Source organism: Pantoea sp. MQR6, from assembly GCF_022761075.1.
GTDB lineage: Bacteria > Pseudomonadota > Gammaproteobacteria > Enterobacterales > Enterobacteriaceae > Pantoea > Pantoea phytostimulans.
In genome coordinates, this window is the sequence record NZ_JAKYXB010000012.1 from 1 (window position 1) to 25,704 (window position 25,704).

Consider the following 25,704-nt stretch of genomic DNA (forward strand, 5'->3'; position numbering starts at 1 on the left):
TTTTCTCCGTCGACTCAGTCTCCTGAATCTCTCAACCCGTCATCCCGTTGCCGGTGTGCCGTGTTGATGGATGCGCATTATAGGGAGTTGTTCGGCATCCGCAACCGTTAAATTCAACAAAAACAACCGTTCGCTGCATTCCACAGCAAAACCCCGCCTTATACGCACTTACACACAAAGTTATCCACATTATTCGGCGTGATAAATTTAGGCGAGCATCACGCAAACGTTTTCGCTACAATGCCGCCGACGTAACGGACGCCCCTTTTCGGGGCGTTACCTGAAGTTTTCGTGCTTTCTTTTCTTTATATATAGAGAGAAGAGCACGCTAAGCTTGATGTAACGCTCTTATTTACGCGAAACAAAGCCAAGGGATAAAACCACCATGCAACAACGTCGTCCTGTACGCCGCGCTCTTCTCAGTGTTTCTGATAAAGCCGGTATCCTCGAATTTGCTCAGGCACTCTCTCAACGCGGTGTTGAACTGCTTTCTACAGGTGGCACAGCTCGCCTACTCGCTGACGCGGGGCTATCTGTCACAGAAGTGTCTGACTACACCGGTTTCCCGGAAATGATGGATGGACGCGTCAAAACGCTGCACCCGAAAGTACATGGCGGTATTTTGGGTCGTCGCGGTCAGGACGATGACATCATGGCGCAGCATGCTATCAGCCCAATCGACATGGTGGTTGTTAACCTCTATCCCTTCGCTCAAACTGTCGCGCGTGAAGGTTGCTCTCTTGAAGACGCCGTAGAAAACATTGATATCGGCGGCCCGACAATGGTGCGCTCTGCGGCTAAGAATCATAAAGATGTGGCGATTGTAGTGAAGAGCAGTGACTACGAGGCGATCATTGCCGAGCTGGATGCTAACGAAAACTCTCTGAAGCTAGAAACCCGCTTTGATCTTGCGATCAAAGCTTTCGAGCATACTGCTGCCTACGACAGCATGATTGCCAACTACTTCGGTAGCCTGGTTCCTGCTTATCATGGCGGAAGCAATGAGCCTGCGGGCCGCTTCCCACGGACTTTGAATCTTAACTTCATCAAGAAGCAGGATATGCGTTATGGCGAAAACAGCCATCAGGACGCTGCCTTCTATATAGAAGAGAATGTGCAAGAAGCTTCTGTCGCCACTGCGCAGCAGGTTCAAGGCAAAGCGCTTTCTTACAACAACATTGCTGATACTGATGCTGCGTTAGAGTGCGTCAAAGAATTCAGCGAACCTGCCTGCGTTATCGTCAAGCATGCAAACCCTTGCGGTGTGGCCGTCGGCGAATCCATTCTCGCTGCTTATGAGCGCGCCTACAAAACCGATCCTACTTCTGCTTTCGGCGGCATTATTGCCTTTAACCGTGAGTTAGATGAAGCCACCGCGCAGGCAATCATCAGTCGCCAGTTTGTTGAAGTGATCATTGCTCCTTCCGCAAGCGAAGCCGCATTGAAGATAACGGCCAGCAAGCAAAACGTACGTGTTTTAGTGTGCGGGCAGTGGCAAGAACGGACAAAAGGCTTGGATTTCAAACGCGTCAATGGCGGTTTGTTGGTGCAGGACCGCGATTTAGGTATGGTCGAAGCCAGTCAGCTTCGCGTAGTCAGCAAACGCCAGCCCACTGAGCAAGAACTGCGTGATGCACTGTTCTGCTGGAAGGTGGCGAAATTTGTTAAATCGAATGCGATTGTCTATGCACGCGACAATATGACCATCGGTATTGGTGCCGGTCAAATGAGCCGCGTTTACTCCGCCAAGATTGCAGGTATCAAAGCGAGCGATGAAGGATTGGACGTTAAAGGGTCTGCAATGGCATCGGATGCTTTCTTCCCCTTCCGTGACGGTATTGATGCTGCCGCAGCAGTTGGCATTAGCTGTGTGATTCAGCCAGGCGGTTCCATTCGTGATGATGAAGTGATTGCTGCTGCCGATGAACACGGTATCGCCATGATCTTCACTGAAATGCGTCACTTCCGTCACTAATCGTTTGGAGAGTTAGAAATGAAAATTTTAGTCATCGGAAATGGCGGACGTGAACATGCGCTGGCATGGAAAGCAGCTCAATCGCCATTGGCTGAAACCGTTTTCGTTGCCCCGGGCAATGCGGGCACTGCATTAGAACCTGCGCTGCAAAACATCGCCATCAATCCAACGGATATCGCTGCTTTGCTGGAATTCGCTCAACGCGAAAAGATTGACCTGACGATTGTCGGTCCAGAAGCTCCGTTGGTGATTGGCGTCGTTGATGCTTTTCGCGCCGCAGGCCTGAAAATTTTTGGCCCAACGCAAGCCGCAGCCCAATTGGAAGGTTCAAAAGCCTTCACGAAAGACTTCCTGGCACGCCATAAAATTCCTTCAGCGGAATACCAGAACTTTACGGAAGTCGAACCTGCGCTGGCCTATCTGCGCGAAAAAGGCGCACCGATTGTCATCAAAGCGGACGGCCTTGCTGCGGGAAAAGGCGTTATTGTTGCGATGACGCAGCAAGAAGCTGAAGACGCCGTTAACGATATGCTGGCAGGTAATGCATTTGGCGATGCTGGACACCGCATCGTTATTGAAGAGTTTCTTGAGGGTGAAGAAGCCAGCTTTATCGTGATGGTCGATGGCGAGAACGTGTTGCCTATGGCCACCAGCCAGGATCACAAACGTGTCGGTGATGGCGATACCGGACCGAACACTGGCGGCATGGGCGCATATTCACCTGCTCCTGTCGTCACTGATGAAATCCACCAGCGTGTGATGGATCAAGTCATTTGGCCTACCGTGCGCGGCATGGCTTCAGAAGGCAACGTTTATACCGGCTTTCTGTACGCAGGCTTAATGATCGATCAATCAGGTCAGCCGAAGGTGATCGAATTTAACTGCCGCTTTGGCGATCCAGAAACTCAACCGATCATGCTGCGTCTGCAATCGGATCTGGTTGATCTTTGCCTGGCAGCCTGTGAAGGCAAACTGGATCAAAAAGATTCGAAGTGGGATCCGCGTCCTTCATTGGGCGTGGTTTTGGCAGCGGGTGGCTATCCGGGTCACTACAACAATGGCGATCAGATTCATGGTCTGCCGCTTGAAGAAGTTGCTGACGGCAAAGTCTTCCATGCTGGCACAAGTCTTGAAGACGATTTGGTACTGACTAATGGTGGCCGCGTGCTGTGTGTTACGGCGTTAGGCGATGATGTGGCTGCTGCACAGAAGCGTGCGTATGAGCTAACCAAGCCTATTTCATGGCAAGGCAGCTTCTGTCGTCACGATATTGGTTATCGCGCCATTAACCGCAAGTAAGCAAAAGGGGCACGCAGTGCCCCTTTTCATCTCTTCAAAAATCCGCTTCTTTAGGTTGCTCTGCGCAATCATCCTGCGAACTGACTCGCAACAACTGAACACCTTCCGGTGCTTCCAGCCATGAAACCATCAACGGCGCATGCGCGCTACGCTGCTGCTGCGCTAAAGTCTGTAACGCCAGTGCATCAAATGAAGGCGTCACACGCTGCCCTTCACAAGTTTGAATGACGTTGCCGCCTTGCCAATGGCCTTGCTTGAGAAACACGCGGCCACTTAACAGTGCATCACTCACTTTATGCATGCGCTGAGCGTCAAACTTATAGAGTTCGACTGAATCTGAGCTGACAGCTTCACGTCGTCCGGCAAGCTGCCGCTGCATAAAGTTGAGGCTGCCTTCCTGGTCAAAACGCAGCGTGACATCATCTGGCGTATCGCCGTTGATTTTTCGCTGCACGCTAATGAGCGAATCTTCAAGCCAGATATAATCCGTGGTTTCAACCGCATCGCCATTAAAAGGAGTAAAGATTGTACGTAAATGCGTTGCCTGATGGTCGCTATTCTTGCGCCACATACGCACGGCACCGCGATCGGCAAGATAACCACTGGCAGAAAAAGCAGGAATATCAGGGGTCGAACTGCACCCAATAAGTAACAAGGAGAGAATCAGGGTGGGAAAACGCCGGAACAGCGGAGTCATGATGTTTAACCCCTTAAACAAAAGGGGCGAAAACGCCCCCTGTTTTAAAGCTTGACCGCAGTGCGACGTCTTACTTAACGGCGTCTTTCAGCGCTTTACCAGACACGAATGCCGGTACGTTTGCTGCAGCGATTTTGATCTCATTGCCAGTCTGCGGGTTGCGACCGGTACGCTCAGCGCGGTGGTTCACTTTAAAAGTACCAAAACCAACCAGTTGTACAGCATCACCATCTTTCAGAGACTCAGTGATCGCAGCCAGAGTTGATTCCAGCGCTGCCTTTGCCTGGGTTTTAGACAGGTCAGCTTTTTCTGCGATTACATCAATCAGTTGAGTCTTGTTCATAAGTTATCCTTAAAGTGTATTTATCGCTTGCTAAGCAACGAGTGCGAGGGAAAAGCCACAATCTGGCACTCTCCAGCCAGCACGCACCGATAGCCACAATTTTCAGCCCCCCAAATGTAGACCAGACAGGGGGCCGATGTGAAGCCTCCAGGCGCGCTAATTCGGGCCTGAAGTCACGTTTTCTCGCCTTACTGCTGAAATTTTATACCGATGTTACTGATTCCCGCTTCACGCAGGTCCGATCGGAGTCCTTTGATTAATTCAAGGTCACGCTCTTCACAGTCCGCGAGCAGGCGAAAAATCTCCCATTGCAGGTCCCATTCATCGATTATTGCTGGGTTTTCACGCAGCTCTTCATCGGTCATTTCACGACCTGCCTGAGTCATTTCCAGCATCGCTATCGTGGTGATTGAGCTTTCGCTGACTTCAATGGCATGTTCCAGCGTCTCACCACTTAACTGTGCATGGAGCACTTCGCTTAATGCCACACAGGCATCGATAGCCGGATAAACGCCGTAAACTTCAAAAGCTTCGCCATCAGGAATAGCAGCTTCCAGCTTCTCAAGTTGGCTATCAAAATTAATCTTTGCATCTTTGACCGTCAGGTTTTCCCAAATCAAATCGAGAATACGACGGTAAAGCGCCGGATCGGCAAACTGCGTCTGCTCGCAAAAAGCCCAGTAATTGGGATACATGCGTTCGCACAGGCAAGCCATAAAGGTCAGGTGTTGCCAGCTTTCCAGCTTTGCCAGACGCAGATGAACGGGATTTTGTAACATGAAGGTGGCTCTTATTCGTTTAGCTGGCGGCAGTGTATCGTAAAAATGCCGCGTAAACAGCGTTAAAGCGTGTTTTGCCAACGCTGAAAGGCGGTACGATTTGAAGCGACAGCATCCGCCCAGCGCGTAGGCTCAGGCAAACGATAGCCGCGCGTACAGTTTTCAACCCAATGCAGCGCACTGTCCAGGCTAACACGATGCCCGGTCGCAATGAACAAGGGGTTACAACGCTGTTTGCTACGCCATACCCAACCGATTTGCTCACCTTTGTCGATCAGCGGCTGGCGGCTCCCCGGTTGTGGGTCAACGTCTTGATAACGACCACATAAGCGACGCTTAGCGACGCCAATCGTAGGAACATCCACCAGCAAGCCAAAGTGCGATGCAACACCCAGCCGACGAGGATGCGAAATACCGTGGCCATCAACAAATAACAGATCGGGTTTTTGCTCAAGCATCTGCCATGCCGCCATTAACGCGGGATACTCACGGAAAGAGAGGAAACCGGGAATATACGGCATGGTGGTTTCGATACGCGCAATGCGATGTTCCACCAGCTTCAGAGAAGGATACTCAAGGATGACCAGAGCGGCACGCGTGATGGTACCCTCTTGCTCAAAGCCAACGTCTGCGCCGCCGATAAAGCGTGGCGGCAACACGTCAAAATCATCCTCACGCACCACGTCTGCGGCGCGTTGAAGCTGCTCGGCACGTAGTGCGGCAATATCCATATTTACTCCTGGTGCCATGGACGAGATAAGCGATGCACGGCTTCAACAAACGTGCCCGCGTGTTCAGGTGGGACATCCTGATGAATGCCGTGACCCAGGTTGAATACGTGACCATCACCTTTGCCAAAGCTTTCCAGAATTCCCGCGACTTCCTGCTCAATACGTGCAGGTGGTGCATAAAGCATGGAAGGATCCATGTTGCCTTGCAAGGCGACTTTGTCACCTACGCGACGGCGAGCGTCACCGATATCAGTTGTCCAGTCGAGGCCGAGCGCATCACAACCCGTTTCCGCCATCGCTTCCAGCCATTGCCCGCCACCTTTGGTGAACAGCGTAATCGGCACACGGCGCCCTTCATTTTCATGCAAAACGCTATCGACAATTTTATGCATGTAATAAAGCGAGAACTCGCGATAATCTCGACTCGTCAACACCCCACCCCAAGTATCGAACACCATTACCGACTGCGCACCGGCACGTATCTGTGCATTCAAGTACAAAATGACGCTGTCTGCCAGCTTGTTCAGCATCGCATGCAGCGTTGTGGGATCGGCGTACATCATCTTTTTGATTTTAGTAAAGGCTTTGCTGCTGCCGCCTTCGACCATATACGTTGCCAACGTCCACGGGCTGCCTGAGAAGCCAATCAGCGGCACTTCGCCTTTTAGATTCTTACGAATAGTGCGCACAGCGTTCATAACATAACCCAGTTCCTGTTCAGGATCGGGGATCGGCAGGCGCTCAACATCGGCTCGACAGGTAATTGGGTTTGAAAAGCGTGGGCCTTCACCGGTTTCGAAGTAAAGTCCAAGCCCCATCGCATCGGGAATCGTTAAGATATCGCTGAAGAGGATCGCCGCATCCAGTTCATAACGACGCAGCGGCTGTAGCGTAACTTCGCAAGCCAGCTCGGCGTTTTTACACAGCGACATAAAATCGCCGGCTTCGGCGCGGGTCGCTTTGTATTCCGGTAAATAACGTCCAGCTTGTCGCATCATCCAGACCGGCGTGACATCAACCGGCTGACGTAACAGGGCGCGCAGATAACGATCATTCTTCAGTTCAGTCATTTTAAGGCTCTCTCAATTTCAAGCGCGTAGTGTAGCACTTTCCTTATGCTCCGGCGCGGCAGATGGCGACGGTATCTTCTATCAAGCGGCGCGCCACGGTGCCTGGCGGCGGTAGCATTGGCAGCGCGTCATAGCGGAACCAACCTGCATCCAGCAACTCTTTGCCGTCATGTTGCAGATCCCCGCTCTCATACTCAGCCATAAACGCCACCATCAATGATTGTGGAAAAGGCCAGGGTTGTGACGTCACGTAACGCACATTTTTAACCCGCACATTGCTCTCTTCCATCACTTCACGCGCCACAGCTTGCTCCAGCGTTTCGCCCACCTCGACGAATCCCGCCAGCACGGTATAAATGTTATTACGTTGTCGCGCATGATTCGCCAGCAGGATTTCATCACCCCGACGAATCGCAACAATGATACAAGGCGCGATCTGCGGGTAATAACGCTCACGACAATGACTACACAAACAGGCAAACTCATGTTTGCTGCGGTTCATTTCGTGACCGCAATAGCCGCACCAGCGATGGGATCGATAAAACTCTGCCAGTTGAACACCGCGCCCAGCGAGTTGAAACAGGCCAACTTCTTCATCGATTAATTGACGTACCGAGAACATGCTTTCAGATCGCGCTTCGCAAATGAGCCACACTTTTTCATCCAGCCACTCGCCGATGACCTGACCTTTAGTGCCAGTCAGACCGAATTTTTCTGCAGGTCCATGCGGTAATTCACCTTGTGGCAGCCAAAGTTTTTGCTCATGGCTGACAACCCACCATCCAGCGTCTACGCTTGTGATCTCGAATTGCATTTTTTTCGTCATCCTTAGCGTCAAATGGCACGCTGAAGTCCTGATGTTAAGTGTGTAGATAAACAACTATAACTCACATGGAGTTAGATATGCTTAACCAGTTAGACGTCCTGGCCGAGCGCGTAGGTGGCAGCAACGAACTGGTGGATTCGTGGCTTGAAGCCCGTCGCCAACTCTTAGTCGCCTATTACCATTTGGTAGGATTGAAACCCAATAAAGAAGCTTTAACGACGCTGGATGAACAGGCGTTGGATAATTTTTGTCACGGCTTGGTGGATTACCTTTCTGCCGGACACTTCAATATTTACGAGCGCATTATTAGTGAAATGAGTGGCGACAGTCCGATGATTGCTGCTGCGCAGATCTATCCGCCGCTTGAAGCCAATACGGAACGTTTGATGCAGCTGTATGATGGTCATTTGCAACAGGCAATTGACGATGATAACTGCGTGACTTTCCAGAAAGCGCTTTCTGAAGTCGGCGAAGTTTTAGAAACCCGCTTCACGCTGGAAGATAAATTGATTCAGCTGGCGTGGGATCAACAGCTGGCGCGCCCGCCGGTCGCCAATGACAGCCAGATGGCTCGTCCCGCTTAACGTTAATCACATGTAAAAGTCTTGTGATTACCTAAAAGCCCTTTTATGCTGAACGGGTTTTGATGACGCCAGTCTGATAAACCCGTTTTTAATTTCTTGTCGGAGTGCCTTCGGGCTGAGACCGTTTATTCGGGATCCGCGGAACCTGACCAGGTTAGAACCTGCGTAGGGAACAAGAGTAAATTTTCTTAGTACGCTGGCACTATTTTTGTCCATCGTATCGCTTACTCCTTCCGAACTCCGGACAAGCAACGTTCCCCCTTAACTGGAAAATTGCTATGTCTACTTCGAAAACCAATCGTCGCGAACAACGCGCCCAGGCGCAGGAATTTATCGATTCCCTGCAAGGCGGCAGTGCATTCCCCCACTCTAAACGCATTTGGATTACCGGTAGCCGTGCTGACATTCGCGTGCCAATGCGTGAAATTCAACTCAGCGCCACCCAAATTGGCGGTACCAAGGACGAACCTCGCTTCGAAGAGAATGAAGCCGTGCCGGTGTATGACACGGCAGGCGCTTATGGTGATCCAGACGCACAGATTGATGTGCATCGCGGTCTTGAAAAACTGCGTGCTGGCTGGATTAACGATCGCGATGACAGCGAAAATCTCACGCAAATTAGCTCGACTTACACGCAACAGCGTTTGGCCGATGACGGTCTTGATCATTTGCGTTTCGAGCATTTACCTCAACCGCGACGTGCCAAGGCCGGTCGCCGGGTAACACAATTGCACTACGCGCGTCAGGGCATCATCACGCCAGAAATGGAGTACATCGCACTGCGTGAAAATATGGGCCGCGAGCGCATACGTGGTGAAGTGCTGCTGCAACAGCATCCGGGATACAGTTTCGGTGCTAATTTACCGGAAAATATTACGCCGGAGTTTGTGCGCCAGGAAGTCGCCGAGGGTCGCGCCATTATTCCCGCCAATATTAATCACCCCGAATCGGAGCCGATGATTATTGGTCGCAACTTTTTGGTGAAGGTGAATGCCAATATCGGGAACTCGGCAGTAACCTCCTCTATTGAAGAAGAAGTGGAAAAATTAGTGTGGTCAACGCGTTGGGGTGCTGACACGGTAATGGATCTCTCCACCGGCCGTTATATACACGAAACACGTGAGTGGATTTTGCGTAACAGCCCGGTTCCGATTGGCACCGTACCGATTTATCAGGCGCTGGAAAAAGTGAATGGCGTGGCAGAGGATCTTAACTGGGAAATTTTCCGCGATACGCTGTTAGAACAGGCTGAGCAAGGTGTCGACTACTTTACGATTCATGCTGGCGTGCTGCTGCGTTACGTGCCGATGACGGCAAAACGCCTGACCGGCATTGTCTCGCGTGGCGGTTCGATTATGGCCAAATGGTGCCTGTCACATCACAAAGAGAGCTTTCTCTATCAGCATTTTCGGGAGATTTGTGAAATTTGCGCCGCATACGACGTCTCGCTTTCGTTGGGAGATGGCTTACGCCCAGGTTCTATTCAGGATGCTAACGATGAAGCGCAGTTTGCCGAGCTGCATACGTTGGGTGAATTGACGAAGATTGCCTGGGAATATGACGTACAGGTAATGATTGAAGGCCCTGGCCACGTTCCGATGCAGATGATACGCCGCAACATGACCGAACAGCTTGAACATTGCCATGAAGCCCCTTTTTATACGCTCGGCCCACTAACAACTGACATCGCACCGGGTTACGATCACTTCACTTCCGGTATTGGCGCAGCCATGATTGGCTGGTTTGGCTGTGCGATGCTGTGTTACGTCACGCCAAAAGAGCATCTTGGCTTGCCGAATAAAGAAGATGTAAAGCAAGGCTTAATCACTTACAAAATTGCTGCTCACGCCGCCGATCTCGCCAAAGGGCATCCTGGCGCGCAAATTCGCGATAACGCCATGTCCAAAGCGCGTTTCGAATTCCGTTGGGAAGATCAGTTTAATCTGGCGTTAGATCCCCATACCGCGCGCGCCTATCACGATGAAACGCTACCGCAAGAATCGGGCAAGGTGGCGCATTTTTGCTCAATGTGTGGCCCGAAATTTTGCTCAATGAAAATCACGCAGGAAGTACGTGAATATGCCGCACAACAAGAAGCCGCAGCGCAGCCGATTGAAATGGGTATGGCGCAGATGTCTGAAAATTTTCGCAGTCGTGGAGGTGAGCTTTATCACCCAGCGGATACGACTCTGGAGGAAAAATTATGAATGCATTTCCCACCACTCCACCACGTTTAGGGCTTTATCCGGTGGTTGATAACGTTGAGTGGATTGAACGCCTGTTGAAAGCGGGCGTGCGTACTCTTCAACTACGAATCAAAGATCAGCCTGATGAGGCAGTCGAACCCGCTATTGTTCAGGCGATCGCGTTGGGTAAGCAGTATCGTGCACGCCTGTTTATTAATGATTACTGGCGATTAGCCATCAAGCACAACGCGTATGGTGTGCATCTTGGTCAGGAGGATCTGGATGTCGCGAATTTGGCGCTGATCAATCAGGCTGGATTACGGCTGGGTATTTCCACGCATGATGATGCTGAACTGGATCGTGCGCTGGCATTGCGTCCTTCCTACATTGCACTTGGACATATTTTTCCAACGCAAACCAAAGAGATGCCTTCTGCGCCGCAAGGGCTGACTGAACTGAAGCGCCATCTGACACGTTTGCAAGATATCCCCACCGTGGCGATTGGCGGTATCAGTATTGCGCGAGCGCCAGAAGTATTGGCAACCGGTGTGGGTAGCATTGCTGTGGTTAGTGCAATTACACAAGCAGCGGATTGGCGTGAAGCAACGCGAACCTTACTGGCATTGGCCGAACCGGAAGCGGTTATTTAATCGCATTCTGTAATCTGCTACGCATTAACGTTATTACTTCTGCAAACGAACAGGTAAAGTTGGAAAGCCGCGCGCAGTGACGAAGTTAGTCACTGGCGCGTTTTTTGTTACTTGGTAGAGTTGTTCTCGCCAGACAACGTTGCCTGGCCAGGGCCAGTTTCTCCCTCTTTCTGGCCCTGCTTCCTCAACTACTTAGCTGCAAGGATTTCGATTTGTTGCTCTTGAGTCGTTTCGTGCGCACAGGTTGCCATAGCACGTTCTATTGCCTTGCCCACCAGCATCAATGCCTGCTCCGTTTTGTCCGTTAACGGCAGTCCATAATTCAGCCGCAGGCAATTACGATATTTACCCGACGCGGAAAACAGCGAACCGACAGCAATTTGGATGTGTGATTCACGCAGTTCACGATTAAGGCGAACAGCATCAAATGCCTCTGGCAATTCGACCCACATCAGGAAGCCACCTTGTGGACGTGATACACAGATTCCACACGGGAAATAGTGACGCACCCAGCAATTGAAAGTTTCATAGTTGCGCTGATAGAGCTGCCGCATACGACGCAGATGCGGTAAATAATGTCCCTGCCGAATGAAATCGGCCACTGCATGCTGCGGCTGAGTTGCAGTAGAACCGGTGACGATATATTTCATATGTAATACTCGATCGCGATAACGACCCGGTGCAACCCAACCAACACGCAGACCCGGTGCCAGTGTTTTGGAGAATGAGCTGCACAGCAAAACGCGGCCATCCATATCCAAAGATTTGATGGTGGATGGACGTGGATATTCCCATGCGAGCTCGCCGTACACGTCATCCTCAATGACCGCAGCATCAAAACGTTGCACTAAAGCCAGCAAGGCGCGTTTACGATTTTCTGGCATGATGAAACCCAGCGGATTATTGCAATTGGGCACAACAACAACGGCTTTGATTGGCCATTGCTCAAACGCCAGCTCTAATGCTTCAAGGCTAATTCCACTCACCGAATCGGTAGGGATTTCGATGGCGCGAATACCAAAACCACGCAGCGTTTGCATAATGCCGTGAAACGAAGGCGACTCAACAGCAATGATGTCGCCCGGCTCACATACAGCGCGAATTGAAACCGACAAAGCTTCATGACACCCCGTCGTAATGACAATGTCTTCAGCGGTGAGCTGACAACCGCTATCAATTGACAGGCGCGCAATTTGTTCGCGCAGTGCAACGACGCCATAAAGATTGTCGTAGTTAAGTAGATACGTCTCCTGCTTTTGCGCCTGACGGCTAAAGGCTTTCCAGAGTGGCTTTAACGTTGACTGCGTTAGGTCTGGCATGCCGCTACCCAATTGCAGAATGTCATCTTCTAAACGGCTATCCAGCAACTCAAGCACCCCATCCCATTGCGTAATTTCTACTGGTCGCTGTGCTGGACGCGTCAAGGCAGGCATCGGCGGCGTTGCTTTTCTCGAGGCAACAAAATAGCCAGAGCGAGGTTGTGGCGTGATTAGCTGTTTCTCCTCAAGCAGATGATACGCCTGCTGCACGGTGCTAATACTGACGCCATGCTCAGCGCTTAACGTACGTACTGAGGGCAGACGTTCACCACTGCGATAAAGACCCTGTTCAATACGCTGAGCCAGCAGCGTTGCCAGATGTTGATAGCGCGTCATCGTATGCCTCACGTTAAGCGTATAAGAAATAATTCAATACAGATTGAGGTTATTTTTACCATTCAGTTCGATTACATTGCAATCTGTATGTTAAATAAAGGTGATTTTTGAGTCTGTATCATTACAGTTTAGAAGCCGAAAATAACTCTCAGGCACATTACTGAGGGTAAGATCATGGGATATGAAGAGAATCGAGCAGCGAAACCTTTTTCAGGGACCCCACTCCTTTTGATACGCGTTTTATGGCATAGCTTTAAAAATTGGCAGCTGCGCCGCGAAACGCGAATAATATTGTCGAGGCTGAGTGATACTCAGTTGAAAGATATTGGTATCAGCCGCGATGAATGGAACAAGTTAAATTAAAGACATAAAAAAACCCTGCCGAGGCAGGGTTTTTTATTATGCGGCTAACGATTAATCGTTGTCGCTACCGCCGAGACCGGCGTTCAACAGTTCAGCCAGGCTCGCTGAGGCTTCATCCGCAGTGACCTGCGGTGCTGCCGGCACTTCGCCAATCTGACGGCGACGTGTACGCTCCTGATGATAAGCGTAACCGGTACCGGCTGGGATCAGACGACCCACGATTACGTTCTCTTTCAGGCCACGCAGTTCGTCGCGTTTGCCCGCAACGGCTGCTTCGGTCAGGACACGTGTTGTTTCCTGGAACGATGCGGCAGAGATGAACGATTCGGTTGCCAGTGACGCTTTGGTGATACCCAGCAGGTCACGCATAAAGGTTGCAGCAACTTTTCCGTTCGCTTCCAGTTCGCGGTTAGCGATCTTGATGCGAGAGAATTCTGCTTGCTCACCTTCCAGGAAGTCGGCACTGCCCGCGCTCTGGATGGTCGCTTTACGCAGCATCTGACGAACGATGACTTCGATGTGCTTATCGTTAATCTTAACGCCTTGCAGACGGTAAACCTCCTGCACTTCGTTAGTGATGTAACGCGTCACCGCATGAACGCCACGCAAGCGCAGGATGTCATGTGGAGATTCTGGGCCATCGGAAACCACGTCACCACGCTCAACACGTTCACCTTCGAACACGTTCAGCTGACGCCATTTCGGAATCATCTCTTCGTAATGCTCGCTACCGTCGACTGGTGTAATCACTAAGCGACGCTTGCCTTTTGTCTCTTTACCGAAGGAGATGATACCGCTGATCTCCGCCAGGATAGCTGGCTCTTTCGGGCGACGCGCTTCGAACAAGTCAGCAACGCGTGGCAGACCACCGGTAATATCCTTAGTACCGCCAGATTCTTGCGGAACACGCGACAGCGTATCACCCGCACTGATCTTGACGCCATCTTCCAGCTGAACAATCGCTTTGCCCGGCAGGAAGTACTGAGCTGGCATGTCGGTGCCTGGGATCAAGACATCATCACCGTTAGCATCAACAATTTTCAGCGCAGGACGCAGATCTTTACCACCAGCAGTACGCTCGGCGCTGTCCAATACCACCAGCGATGACAGACCTGTTAAGTCATCTGTCTGACGCGTGATGGTTTGGCCATCGATCATGTCAGTGAAGCGAATATAACCGCCCACTTCCGTGATAACCGGCATGGTATGCGGATCCCAGTTCGCTACAGTTTCGCCTGCAGCAACCTGCTCGCCGTCACCTTTCGCCATAGCAGCACCGTAAGGCACTTTATAGCTTTCTTTGGTGCGTCCGAATTCGTCGATCATTTTCAGTTCGACGTTACGCGAGGTGATCACCAGCTTGCCAGCAGAGTTCGTTACCGACTTAGCGTTGGTCAGCTTGATGGTACCTTTGTTCTTCACCTGAATGCTGGATTCAGCTGCCGCACGCGATGCCGCACCACCGATGTGGAACGTACGCATTGTCAGCTGTGTACCCGGCTCACCGATGGACTGCGCAGCGATAACACCGATCGCTTCACCTTTGTTGATGATGTGACCACGTGCCAGGTCGCGACCATAGCAATGCGCACACACACCAAAATCGGTTTCACAACCTACTACAGAACGGACTTTAACGCTGTCGACAGAGTTCTCTTCCAACAGGTCACAGATGTGTTCATGCATCAGCGTGTTACGTGGAACCAGAATATCTGCGGTGCCAGGCTTCAATACATCTTCAGCAGTTACACGACCAAGAACACGTTCACGCAGCGGCTCTTTAACGTCGCCACCTTCGATGACAGGTGTCATCATGATGCCTTCGTGCGTGCCACAATCGTCTTCTGTAACAACCAAATCCTGCGCAACGTCAACCAGACGACGCGTCAGATAACCGGAGTTAGCTGTTTTCAGTGCGGTATCCGCAAGACCTTTACGTGCACCGTGCGTCGAGATGAAGTACTGAAGTACGTTCAAGCCTTCGCGGAAGTTCGCAGTAATTGGCGTTTCAATGATGGAGCCATCTGGTTTCGCCATCAGACCACGCATACCGGCCAGCTGACGAATCTGTGCAGCAGAACCACGCGCACCAGAGTCGGCCATCATAAAGATGCTGTTAAAGGAAACCTGTTTCTCTTCTACGCCGTCACGGTTAATCACGGTTTCAGTAGAGAGGTTTTCCATCATCGCCTTCGCTACACGCTCATTCGCGGCAGCCCAGATATCGATGACTTTGTTGTAACGTTCGCCAGCGGTAACCAGACCAGACTGGAACTGCTGCTGAATCTCAGTAACTTCAGCTTCTGCTTCGGCAATGATTTCCACTTTCTTAGCTGGAATAACCATGTCGTCGATACCCACAGACGCGCCTGAACGGGCAGCGTATGCGAAACCGGTGTACATCGTCTGGTCAGCAAAGATAACGGTCGGCTTCAGGCCCAAAATGCGGTAACAGGTGTTCAGCATTTTAGAGATAGCTTTTTTACCCAGCGCCTGGTTGACGATGGAGTAAGGCAGACCTTGCGGTACGATCATCCACAGAATCGCACGACCAATGGTGGTGTCGATGATGCTGGTTTTCGCAACGAATTCTTCTTGCTCGTTTTTGCTGTATTCAGTAATACGCACTTTGACGCGTGCATGCAGCTCAGCCAAGCCAGCGCGGTATACACGCTCAGCTTCTTTAGGGCCGGTCAGCACCATGCCTTCGCCTTTAGCATTCACTTTGTCGCGGGTCATGTAGTACAGACCCAGAACAACGTCCTGAGAAGGAACGATGATTGGCTCGCCGTTCGCTGGGGACAGAATGTTGTTGGTCGACATCATCAGCGCACGCGCTTCCAGCTGGGCTTCCAGCGTCAGCGGTACGTGAACAGCCATCTGGTCACCATCGAAGTCGGCGTTATAGGCCGCACAAACCAGCGGGTGCAGCTGGATCGCTTTACCTTCGATCAGAACCGGTTCAAAGGCCTGAATACCCAGACGGTGCAGTGTAGGCGCACGGTTCAGCAGAACCGGGTGCTCACGGATCACTTCGTCAAGGATATCCCAGACAACCGCTTCTTCGCGTTCAACCATTTTCTTCGCGGCTTTGATGGTGGTGGCCAGGCCACGCAGCTCCAACTTGCCGTAAATGAACGGTTTGAACAGCTCAAGTGCCATTTTCTTAGGCAGACCGCACTGATGCAGGCGCAGGTATGGACCTACGGTGATAACCGAACGACCAGAGTAGTCGACACGTTTACCCAGCAGGTTCTGACGGAAACGACCCTGCTTACCTTTGATCATGTCAGCGAGCGATTTCAGCGGACGCTTGTTAGAACCGGTGATCGCACGACCGCGACGACCGTTATCCAGCAATGCATCAACGGCTTCCTGCAACATACGTTTTTCGTTACGAACGATGATGTCTGGCGCAGCCAGATCCAGCAGACGTTTCAAACGGTTGTTACGGTTAATCACGCGGCGATACAGATCGTTCAGATCTGAAGTCGCGAAGCGGCCGCCGTCCAGCGGTACCAGCGGACGCAAATCCGGTGGTAATACAGGCAGCACGGTCAGGATCATCCACTCTGGCTTGTTACCAGACTGAACGAACGCTTCCAGCAGCTTAATACGCTTGGTCAGTTTTTTACGCTTGGTTTCAGAGTTAGTTTCGTTCAGCTCTTCACGCAGCTGCTCGCACTCTTGCTCCAGATCCATGTTTTTCAACAGGGCCTGAATCGCTTCGGCGCCCATTTTAGCGTCGAATTCGTCACCGAACTCTTCTAACGCATCAAGGTATTGCTCTTCAGTCAGAATCTGACGTTTCTCGAGGTTGGTCATGCCACCTTCGATAACAACATAAGATTCAAAATAGAGCACGCGCTCGATATCGCGCAGTGGCATATCCAGCAGCAAACCAATACGTGATGGCAGTGACTTCAGGAACCAGATGTGCGCAGTTGGCGACGCCAGTTCAATGTGGCCCATGCGCTCACGACGCACTTTAGTTTGGGTTACTTCAACGCCGCATTTCTCACAGATCACTCCGCGATGCTTCAGGCGCTTGTACTTCCCGCACAGGCATTCGTAGTCTTTTACTGGCCCAAAGATACGGGCACAGAACAGACCATCGCGCTCTGGCTTGAAGGTACGGTAGTTGATGGTTTCCGGCTTTTTGACTTCACCGAAAGACCATGAACGGATCATGTCTGGCGAAGCCAGCGCAATCTTGATCGCATTAAACTCTTCGGTTTTAGTCTGCGCTTTTAGAAACTTTAGTAAGTCTTTCACGGATTAGCTCCCGTCGGAGTGAGACTCTCAGGGGCGTTCAACCGAAATTGAACGCCCCATAACCAGTACAATTGCGAGCGCTTTAGCCCTGTATTAAGCCGCTGCACAGAGGGCTGCGGCTTAAAATTCAGGGTTACTCGTCTTCCAGCTCAATGTTGATACCCAGCGAGCGAATCTCTTTCAACAGTACGTTGAAGGATTCTGGCATGCCCGGTTCCATCTGATGATTGCCGTCTACGATGTTTTTATACATCTTAGTACGACCGTTCACGTCATCAGACTTAACGGTAAGCATTTCCTGCAGGGTATATGCAGCGCCGTATGCTTCCAGCGCCCACACTTCCATCTCACCGAAGCGCTGACCACCGAACTGCGCCTTACCACCCAGCGGCTGCTGAGTAACCAGGCTATAGGAACCGGTAGAACGCGCATGCATCTTGTCATCAACCAAGTGGTTGAGTTTCAGCATGTACATATAACCTACGGTTACCTGACGTTCGAACTGCTCACCGGTACGACCATCAAACAGCGTAATCTGACCCGAAGAAGGCAAGCCACCGAGCTCTAACAGCTCTTTGATTTCGCTTTCTTTCGCGCCGTCGAACACTGGCGTCGCGATTGGCATACCTTTTTTCAGGTTCTCAGCCAAACGCAGCACTTCATCATCGCTGAAGGTGTTCAGATCAACTGTCTGACGAAGGTCGCTACCCAGATCATAAGCACGCTGGATAAAGTCACGCAGTTTTGCGACCTCTTCCTGCTTCTTCAGCATGGCGTTGATCTTCTCGCCGATACCTTTCGCCGCCATACCTAAGTGCGTCTCAAGGATCTGACCGATGTTCATACGTGATGGTACGCCCAGCGGGTTCAGTACGATGTCGACCGGCGTGCCGTTCTCATCGTAAGGCATATCTTCGATCGGGTTGATCTTGGAGATAACACCTTTGTTACCGTGACGACCAGCCATCTTGTCACCCGGTTGGATCTGACGTTTAACAGCCAGATAAACCTTAACGATTTTCAACACGCCTGGTGCCAAATCATCGCCTTGGGTGATCTTACGACGCTTACCTTCGAGTTTTTTCTCAAACTCGTGTTTCAGCTCATCGTACTGCTCTGCCAGCTGTTCCAGCTGGTTTTGCTTAGCTTCATCAGTCAGGCCGAGTTCTAACCAGCGCTCACGAGGCAGTTTGTCCAACTTATCCGCTTCAACGCCACCAGAAATCAGTACCGCTTGAATACGGCTGAACAGACCAGCTTCGAAGATCTTCAGTTCTTCAGACAGGTCTTTCTTGGCCTGCTTCAGCTGCATCTCTTCGATTTCCAGCGCACGCTTGTCTTTTTCCACGCCATCGCGGGTAAAGACCTGAACGTCAATAACCGTGCCCGAAACACCGTTCGGTACGCGCAGTGACGAATCTTTCACGTCAGACGCTTTTTCACCGAAGATGGCACGCAGCAGTTTTTCTTCTGGAGTCAGCTGAGTTTCGCCTTTAGGCGTCACTTTACCGACCAGAATGTCACCACCAGTCACTTCTGCACCGATATAAACGATGCCGGACTCATCCAGTTTAGAAAGCGCAGCTTCACCCACGTTCGGGATATCAGCCGTGATTTCTTCTGGCCCCAGCTTGGTGTCACGAGACACACACGCCAGCTCCTGGATATGAATGGTGGTGAAGCGATCTTCCTGAACAACACGCTCGGAGACTAAGATGGAGTCTTCGAAGTTGTAACCGTTCCACGGCATGAACGCTACGCGCATGTTCTGGCCCAGTGCCAGTTCACCGAGATCGGTGGACGGACCATCTGCCAGCACGTCGCCGCGCTCAACCGGCTCATCCAGGGACACGCAAGGCATCTGGTTGATGCAGGTGTTCTGGTTAGAACGGGTGTATTTAGTCAGGTTGTAAATGTCGATACCGGCTTCGCCCGCATGCATTTCGTCTTCGTTAACTTTGATAACGATACGAGAAGCATCAACGTACTGAACAGTACCACCACGTTTCGCTACGGCGGTAACACCGGAGTCAACTGCAACTGCGCGCTCCATACCTGTACCAACCAGCGGCTTATCAGCACGCAGAGTTGGAACGGCCTGACGTTGCATGTTCGCACCCATCAAGGCGCGGTTGGCGTCATCGTGTTCCAGGAACGGGATCAGTGACGCACCGACAGAAACCACCTGCTGGGTGGAAACGTCCATGTAGTCAACCTGATCGCGGCTGAACAAGCTTGATTCGCCTTTGCTACGGCAGGTTACCAGGTCATCAACAAACGCACCGTTTTCATCAAGTTCGGCGTTCGCCTGAGCGATAACGTAGTTACCCTCTTCAATTGCAGAGAGGTAATGAATTTCATCAGAAACCACACTGTCGATAACACGACGATACGGGGTTTCCAGGAAGCCATACTCATTGGTCTGTGCATAAACAGACAAGGAGTTGATCAGACCGATGTTTGGACCTTCCGGCGTTTCGATTGGGCAAACACGACCGTAGTGCGTTGGGTGTACGTCACGCACTTCAAAGCCGGCACGCTCACGCGTCAAACCGCCCGGACCGAGAGCAGAAATACGACGCTTATGCGTGATCTCTGACAACGGGTTGTTCTGATCCATAAACTGTGACAGCTGGCTCGAACCGAAGAACTCTTTCACCGCCGCCGAAATCGGCTTGGCGTTGATCATGTCCTGAGGCATCAACGTATCAAGGTCGCCCAGAGAAAGACGCTCTTTCACTGCACGCTCAACACGTACCAGACCAACACGGAACTGGTTCTCAGCCATTTCACCGACTGAACGAATACGACGGTTACCGAGGTGGTCGATATCGTCCACTTCGCCTTTACCGTTACGGATATCGATCAGTTTCTTCATAACTTCGATGATGTCTTCTTTGCTCAGGATACCTGAGCCTTCGATTTCATCACGCAGCAATGAACGGTTGAACTTCATGCGGCCTACAGCAGAGAGATCGTAACGATCTTCAGAGAAGAACAAGTTCTCAAACAAGTTCTCTGCGGCTTCACGCGTTGGCGGCTCACCAGGACGCATCATGCGGTAGATCTCAACCAGTGCGCTCAGACGATCGCTGGTTGGGTCAACACGCAGGGTCTCGGAGATATAAGGGCCGTGATCCAGGTCGTTAGTGAACAGCGTTTCAATGCGCTTGTGACCGGCTTGGCTCAATTTAGCCAGCAGATCCAGCGACAGCTCCATGTTGGCAGCAATGATCAGTTCACCTGTGCTCTCATCGATATAATCTTTAGAGACCACTTTGCCCGCAATGTATTCAACCGGTACTTCGATGTGCTGAATGCCATCTTTTTCCAGCTGACGAATGTGGCGAGCAGTGATGCGACGCGCTTTCTCAACGTATACCGTGCCGTTTGCTTCGATATCGAAGGTGGCGGTTTCACCGCGCAGGCGCTCAGGCACCAATTCCATCTGCAGCTTGTTATCACGGATTTCAAACACCACTTTCTCGAAGAAAATATCGAGAACTTGTGCAGTGGTGTATTGCAGTGCGCGCAGAATGATAGTGGCCGGCAGCTTACGACGACGGTCAATACGGACAAAAAGGTTGTCTTTCGGGTCGAACTCAAAATCGAGCCATGAACCGCGATAAGGAATAATGCGTGCGTTGTACAGCACTTTACCCGAAGAGTGGGTTTTACCCTTATCGCTGTCGAAGAACACGCCAGGACTACGGTGCAGCTGAGAAACGATAACACGCTCAGTACCGTTGATAACAAAGGTACCGTTGTCGGTCATGAGCGGAATTTCGCCCATGTAGACTTCTTGTTCTTTAATGTCTTTTACGGTGCCTTCTGGCGCTTCGCGCTCATAGATCACCAGACGCAGTTTCACGCGCAGCGGTGCCGAGTAGGTCACGCCACGGATCTGACACTCTTTCACGTCAAAGACAGGTTCACCCAGACGATAGCTCACATACTGCAATTCTGAATTGCCGCTGTAGCTCGCGATAGGGAAGACGGAACGGAATGCAGCTTCCAGTCCGTACTGACCTTCTGGATCTTGCTCGATAAACTTCTGGAACGAATCAAGCTGGATGGAAAGGAGATAAGGTATGTCCAAAACTTGTGGACGTTTACCAAAATCCTTACGAATACGTTTTTTCTCGGTATAGGAGTAAACCATAGGGTTCCTCAGCTAGCTGACAAGTCGACCCACGCTGTCCGTCCTGAAAGGACAGTTCATGCAACACGATTTTGTTTGATTCACAGACTGCGCGGCAGTATGTGCAATACCTCTTTCTATCACTCTTAAATCATTTCATCGCTTTAGTGTGGGCAGGGAACCCTCACAGAAAAGCGGTATATCAAGTCGTCGATAGAGAAAGATATTGAAGAGCAACAATGGACAAACAGTGTGAAACCCCATTGAGGCCCTGGAGCGCAAAAAGGCTGGTGACCATAAAGTCACCAGCCATCAGTCTGAAACTACTCAGACTGCAACCCTAAGGTTGTCTTACTTAACTTCAACTTCAGCGCCAGCTTCTTTCAGAGCAGCTTCAAGTGCAGCTGCGTCATCTTTGCTGATGCCTTCTTTGATCACGCCAGTTGCTTCAACCAGATCTTTGGCTTCTTTCAGGCCCAGACCAGTTGCGCTACGAACGGCTTTGATTACTGCAACTTTGTTCGCGCCAACAGCTTTCAGTACGACGTCGAATTCAGTTTTCTCTTCAACAGCTTCAGCTGGGCCAGCAGCAACAGCTACAGCAGCAGCAGCAGAAACGCCGAATTTTTCTTCCATAGCAGAAACCAGCTCAACTACTTCCATTACGGACATAGCTGCAACAGCTTCCAGAATTTGGTCTTTAGTGATAGACATGTGTATTGTTCCTAAGAATCAGAAAAAGTTTATACGTTAGCAAGTACGAAGAAAAAGAATTTGGCCTTAAGCCGCTTCTTTTGCATCGCGAACAGCAGCCAGAGTGCGGACCAATTTGCCTGCAGCGGCTTCTTTCATGGTCGACATCAGACGTGCCAATGCTTCTTCGTAGGTCGGCAGAGTTGCCAGACGGTCAATATCAGCCGCCGTGATCAGCTCACCTTCAAAGGCCGCAGCTTTGACCTCAAATTTTGCATTCGCTTTCGCGAAATCTTTGAACAGACGAGCAGCAGCGCCCGGGTGTTCCATAGAATATGCAATCAGGGTCGGACCAACAAACGTGTCTTTCAGGCACTCAAACTGAGTACCTTCAACGACGCGGCGCAGCAAGGTGTTGCGGACAACACGCATGTAAACGCCAGCTTCACGACCTGCTTTACGCAGTTCGGTCATTTTATCAACGGTAACGCCACGAGAATCCGCAACAACCGCTGAAAGCGCACCTTTGGCTACTTCGCTGACTTCAGCAACAATCGCTTGTTTGTCTTGAAGATTTAATGCCATTAGCTTTAGCTCCTGGATTTGACCGGGGAAGGATTTCCCCGGAACTCACTTCACTTACTTATCCCGAGGGAAAATAAGCGCTATTACACGGTGAGCAGAATCCAGCTAAGAAAAAATTCTTTTGGTTCTGTCACCGTCTACGCAGGGGATTAAGCGTTACATCCGAAAATGTGCAGCTCCTGCGGTCTTGGACGGAGGCCAGGATAAGGCCTGGCTCCAACCTAAATACTTTGGCATGCGTATACGCATAACGGGCGTAAGATTCTAGGTGAATTTTTCGCCCGTTTCAAGCAGCAATTAGTTTGCTGTTGCGCTCAGACCAGCCTGATCAACGGCAAGACCAGCACCCATGGTGGTGGAGAGGCTGACTTTCTTGATGTACACGCCTTTCGCCTGTGATGGTTTTGCTTTTTTCAGCGCAACCAGCAGAGATTCCAGGTTTTCTTTCAATTTGTCAGCGTCAAAATCCACTTTACCGATGGTGGTATGGATGATGCCGTTTTTGTCGTTACGATAACGAACCTGACCCGCTTTAGCATTTTTAACTGCTTCAGCAACGTTAGGCGTTACAGTACCAACTTTAGGGTTTGGCATCAGACCACGTGGGCCCAGAACCTGGCCTAACTGGCCAACAACGCGCATTGCATCTGGAGATGCAATAACAACGTCAAAGTTCATTTCGCCTTTTTTGATCTGATCAGCCAGATCTTCCATACCTACCAGCTCAGCGCCAGCTGCTTTAGCAGCTTCTGCATTTGCGCCTTGGGCAAATACAGCAACGCGTACTGAACGGCCAGTACCGTGCGGCAGCACAGTTGCGCCACGTACGTTCTGATCAGATTTACGAGCGTCGATGCCGAGGTTAACAGCAACGTCAACGCTTTCTACGAATTTAGCAGTAGCCAGTTCTTTCAGCAGAGCAACGGCTTCAGCGATGTCATACTGTTTAGTCGCGTCCACTTTGTCGCGGATCACGCTCATGCGCTTGGTCAGCTTAGCCATTTCTTAATCCTCTACTACCAGGCCCATGGAACGAGCAGTACCTTCGATGGAGCGAGTCATCGCTTCAACGTCAGAACCAGTCATGTCCGCAGCTTTGGTTTCTGCGATTTCACGTACCTGAGTACGCGTTACTTTACCGACTTTGTCTTTATTCGGCTTACCAGAACCAGATTTGATGCCTGCTGCTTTTTTCAGCAGAACGGCGGCTGGAGGCGTTTTAGTAACGAAGGTGAAAGAACGGTCGCTGTATACAGTGATAACAACAGGAGTCGGCAGACCTTTCTCTAAAGATTCGGTCTTAGCGTTGAACGCTTTACAGAATTCCATGATGTTAACACCCTGCTGACCCAGAGCTGGACCAACCGGTGGACTTGGGTTCGCCATACCAGCTGCAACCTGCAGCTTGACGTAGGCTTGTACTTTCTTAGCCATGATATTTCCTCAATTGGGTTTTAGCGCCTGAATAGACAGGCTCCCCGTGATAACGATTTATACGCTAGCAAGAGCGCATAAAAACAAAAGGCGCGAAATTGTAGTGAAATTTCGCGCCTGCTGCAATAGCTAAATTGTGAGCAGAAAAAGTTAGCCTTTTTCTACCTGACCAAAGTCGAGTTCGACAGGGGTAGCACGTCCAAATATTGAAACGGACACTTTCAGGCGGCTCTTCTCGTAATCCACCTCTTCCACTACACCATTAAAGTCAGCAAACGGACCATCACTAACACGGACCATTTCGCCTGGCTCGAACATCGTTTTAGGACGCGGCTTATCTCCAACCTGCTGCAGGCGGTTCATAATCGCGTCGACTTCTTTGTCGCTTATTGGCGCTGGGCGGTCAGATGTACCACCGATGAACCCCATTACGCGAGGAACGCTGCGTACGAGGTGCCAACTAGCGTCATTCATGACCATCTGTACCAGAACGTAACCCGGGAAAAACTTGCGCTCGCTTTTACGACGCTGACCGCCACGGATCTCAACCACTTCTTCAGTTGGAACCATAACATCGCCAAACAGTTCTTCCATGTTGTGCAATTTGATGTGCTCACGTAGTGATTGCGCTACGCGGCCTTCAAAACCGGAAAACGCCTGCACGACGTACCAGCGTTTTTTTGGAGCTTCAGACATCTCAGAACCTCAGGCCAGTGATAAACGATACCAGACGGACCAGAATACCATCTAGCCCCCACAAAATCAGTGACATCACGGCGGTAACCGCGGCAACGATTAACGTGGTGTGCAGCGTTTCCTGGCGAGTCGGCCAAATGACCTTACGCATTTCGGTTCTTGCTTCACGTGCAAAAGCCACGGTCGCTTTGCCTTTTATCGTTAAAAGCGCTATGCCGCCAGCCGCTGCGATCAACACGACCACAGCTAGCGCACGCAGAGGTAATGTCACATCGCGAAAGTAATAATTACCCACAATTGCCGCGAGTAACAACACTGCTACGACCAGCCACTTTACCGCTTCCAGGCCGCGCCCGCTCCCTTGAGCTTCGGTATTCGCACTCATAAACCAACCTGCCACAATAATTCAGAAACTATTCTGCCCCGCAGTGCGAGGCATCCAAACCGAATGAGCTTTTGGGGCGTAACTCGGCATCCAACGCCGCATAACAGAGCCTGTCTCAACAATGATTATGGTTGAAAATCACTGATGAGCCAGGTTCTATGAGACAGCGTGCAAAAAGGGCATCAAATGATGCCCTTTTCGTGTGCATTGCGTCAAATGTTATCGATAATTATGCGATAACTTTGGCAACAACGCCCGCACCAACGGTACGGCCGCCTTCACGGATTGCGAAGCGCAGACCGTCGTCCATAGCGATTGGGTGAATCAGGGTAACAAT

Annotated in this window: 21 protein-coding genes, 1 pseudogene and 1 riboswitch; of the genes and pseudogenes, 6 read left to right on the forward strand and 16 right to left on the reverse strand. The window is 51.0% G+C overall.

The features are described 5' to 3' along the window. The first annotated feature begins 385 nt into the window (after positions 1 to 385). Together purH and purD are read left to right on the forward strand one after the other, a co-directional pair. Positions 386 to 1,975, forward strand: a complete 1,590-nt coding sequence (purH, locus tag MUG06_RS22570) for a bifunctional phosphoribosylaminoimidazolecarboxamide formyltransferase/IMP cyclohydrolase (protein WP_243080114.1) — start codon at positions 386 to 388, stop codon at positions 1,973 to 1,975. A gap of 18 nt (positions 1,976 to 1,993) precedes the next feature. After that, positions 1,994 to 3,274 carry a phosphoribosylamine--glycine ligase gene (purD, locus tag MUG06_RS22575; protein WP_243080115.1) on the forward strand — a complete coding sequence of 427 codons (1,281 nt, stop codon included), beginning with the start codon at positions 1,994 to 1,996 and terminating at the stop codon, positions 3,272 to 3,274. A gap of 34 nt (positions 3,275 to 3,308) precedes the next feature. Here the strand turns inward: purD and MUG06_RS22580 are convergent, their stop codons facing one another. From MUG06_RS22580 to nudC, 6 genes are all read right to left on the reverse strand, one after another. Continuing rightward, the gene (locus tag MUG06_RS22580) at positions 3,309 to 3,971 is read right to left on the reverse strand and encodes a DUF1481 domain-containing protein (protein WP_243080116.1); all 663 of its coding nucleotides are present in this window, start codon (positions 3,969 to 3,971) and stop codon (positions 3,309 to 3,311) included. A 70-nt stretch (positions 3,972 to 4,041) separates the two neighbouring features. Beyond that, a complete protein-coding gene (gene hupA, locus MUG06_RS22585) occupies positions 4,042 to 4,314 on the reverse strand; it encodes a nucleoid-associated protein HU-alpha (RefSeq protein ID WP_215847934.1) in 273 nt (90 codons plus the stop codon). Between the two features lie 188 nt (positions 4,315 to 4,502). Next, complete coding sequence (locus tag MUG06_RS22590; protein ID WP_215847935.1) at positions 4,503 to 5,093, reverse strand: YjaG family protein; 591 nt, start codon at positions 5,091 to 5,093, stop codon at positions 4,503 to 4,505. Between the two features lie 62 nt (positions 5,094 to 5,155). Next, complete coding sequence (gene nfi / locus MUG06_RS22595) at positions 5,156 to 5,824, reverse strand: deoxyribonuclease V (RefSeq protein ID WP_215847936.1); 669 nt, start codon at positions 5,822 to 5,824, stop codon at positions 5,156 to 5,158. A gap of 2 nt (positions 5,825 to 5,826) precedes the next feature. Then, complete coding sequence (gene hemE, locus MUG06_RS22600; RefSeq protein ID WP_243080117.1) at positions 5,827 to 6,894, reverse strand: uroporphyrinogen decarboxylase; 1,068 nt, start codon at positions 6,892 to 6,894, stop codon at positions 5,827 to 5,829. Between the two features lie 43 nt (positions 6,895 to 6,937). Further along, positions 6,938 to 7,708, reverse strand: coding sequence for an NAD(+) diphosphatase (gene nudC / locus MUG06_RS22605; protein ID WP_243080118.1), 771 nt, complete (start codon positions 7,706 to 7,708; stop codon positions 6,938 to 6,940). Positions 7,709 to 7,797: 89 nt separating this feature from the next. Here nudC and rsd point away from each other — a divergent pair, with 89 nt between their 5' ends. The 3 genes from rsd (at position 7,798) to thiE (ending at position 11,140) form a co-directional block, all read left to right on the forward strand. Further along, positions 7,798 to 8,304: a sigma D regulator gene (rsd, locus tag MUG06_RS22610; protein ID WP_215847939.1), complete on the forward strand. Its 507-nt coding sequence runs from the start codon at positions 7,798 to 7,800 to the stop codon at positions 8,302 to 8,304. A gap of 90 nt (positions 8,305 to 8,394) precedes the next feature. Next, positions 8,395 to 8,493: riboswitch (TPP riboswitch) on the forward strand. An 89-nt stretch (positions 8,494 to 8,582) separates the two neighbouring features. Beyond that, positions 8,583 to 10,511, forward strand: a complete 1,929-nt coding sequence (gene thiC, locus MUG06_RS22615; RefSeq protein ID WP_243080119.1) for a phosphomethylpyrimidine synthase ThiC — start codon at positions 8,583 to 8,585, stop codon at positions 10,509 to 10,511. Continuing rightward, positions 10,508 to 11,140, forward strand: a complete 633-nt coding sequence (thiE, locus tag MUG06_RS22620) for a thiamine phosphate synthase (RefSeq protein ID WP_243080120.1) — start codon at positions 10,508 to 10,510, stop codon at positions 11,138 to 11,140. The genes thiC and thiE overlap by 4 nt, the downstream gene beginning before the upstream one ends. A 188-nt stretch (positions 11,141 to 11,328) precedes the next feature. Here thiE and MUG06_RS22625 read toward each other — a convergent pair whose 3' ends face one another. Then, positions 11,329 to 12,795: a PLP-dependent aminotransferase family protein gene (locus tag MUG06_RS22625; RefSeq protein WP_243080121.1), complete on the reverse strand. Its 1,467-nt coding sequence runs from the start codon at positions 12,793 to 12,795 to the stop codon at positions 11,329 to 11,331. Positions 12,796 to 12,969: 174 nt separating this feature from the next. On the opposite strand from MUG06_RS22625, the gene MUG06_RS22630 reads away from it, so the two are divergent. Next, on the forward strand, positions 12,970 to 13,158 hold the full coding sequence (locus tag MUG06_RS22630) for a DUF1127 domain-containing protein (protein WP_215847942.1): 189 nt from the start codon (positions 12,970 to 12,972) through the stop codon (positions 13,156 to 13,158). Positions 13,159 to 13,209: 51 nt separating this feature from the next. Here the strand turns inward: MUG06_RS22630 and rpoC are convergent, their stop codons facing one another. From rpoC to MUG06_RS22675, 9 genes and pseudogenes are all read right to left on the reverse strand, one after another. Then, a complete protein-coding gene (rpoC, locus tag MUG06_RS22635) occupies positions 13,210 to 17,433 on the reverse strand; it encodes a DNA-directed RNA polymerase subunit beta' (protein WP_243080122.1) in 4,224 nt (1,407 codons plus the stop codon). A 133-nt stretch (positions 17,434 to 17,566) separates the two neighbouring features. Then, the gene (gene rpoB / locus MUG06_RS22640; protein WP_243080123.1) at positions 17,567 to 21,595 is read right to left on the reverse strand and encodes a DNA-directed RNA polymerase subunit beta; all 4,029 of its coding nucleotides are present in this window, start codon (positions 21,593 to 21,595) and stop codon (positions 17,567 to 17,569) included. A 330-nt stretch (positions 21,596 to 21,925) separates the two neighbouring features. After that, positions 21,926 to 22,288: a 50S ribosomal protein L7/L12 gene (gene rplL / locus MUG06_RS22645; protein ID WP_215847944.1), complete on the reverse strand. Its 363-nt coding sequence runs from the start codon at positions 22,286 to 22,288 to the stop codon at positions 21,926 to 21,928. A 66-nt stretch (positions 22,289 to 22,354) separates the two neighbouring features. Beyond that, complete coding sequence (gene rplJ / locus MUG06_RS22650; protein WP_215847945.1) at positions 22,355 to 22,852, reverse strand: 50S ribosomal protein L10; 498 nt, start codon at positions 22,850 to 22,852, stop codon at positions 22,355 to 22,357. Between the two features lie 297 nt (positions 22,853 to 23,149). Beyond that, a complete protein-coding gene (rplA, locus tag MUG06_RS22655) occupies positions 23,150 to 23,854 on the reverse strand; it encodes a 50S ribosomal protein L1 (protein ID WP_215847946.1) in 705 nt (234 codons plus the stop codon). Between the two features lie 3 nt (positions 23,855 to 23,857). Beyond that, complete coding sequence (rplK, locus tag MUG06_RS22660) at positions 23,858 to 24,286, reverse strand: 50S ribosomal protein L11 (RefSeq protein ID WP_215847947.1); 429 nt, start codon at positions 24,284 to 24,286, stop codon at positions 23,858 to 23,860. Between the two features lie 150 nt (positions 24,287 to 24,436). After that, a complete protein-coding gene (nusG, locus tag MUG06_RS22665) occupies positions 24,437 to 24,982 on the reverse strand; it encodes a transcription termination/antitermination protein NusG (RefSeq protein WP_017803043.1) in 546 nt (181 codons plus the stop codon). Position 24,983: 1 nt separating this feature from the next. Next, the gene (gene secE / locus MUG06_RS22670) at positions 24,984 to 25,367 is read right to left on the reverse strand and encodes a preprotein translocase subunit SecE (RefSeq protein WP_215847949.1); all 384 of its coding nucleotides are present in this window, start codon (positions 25,365 to 25,367) and stop codon (positions 24,984 to 24,986) included. 229 nt (positions 25,368 to 25,596) lie between these two features. Beyond that, positions 25,597 to 25,704: pseudogene (locus MUG06_RS22675) on the reverse strand (elongation factor Tu); the annotation flags it as partial.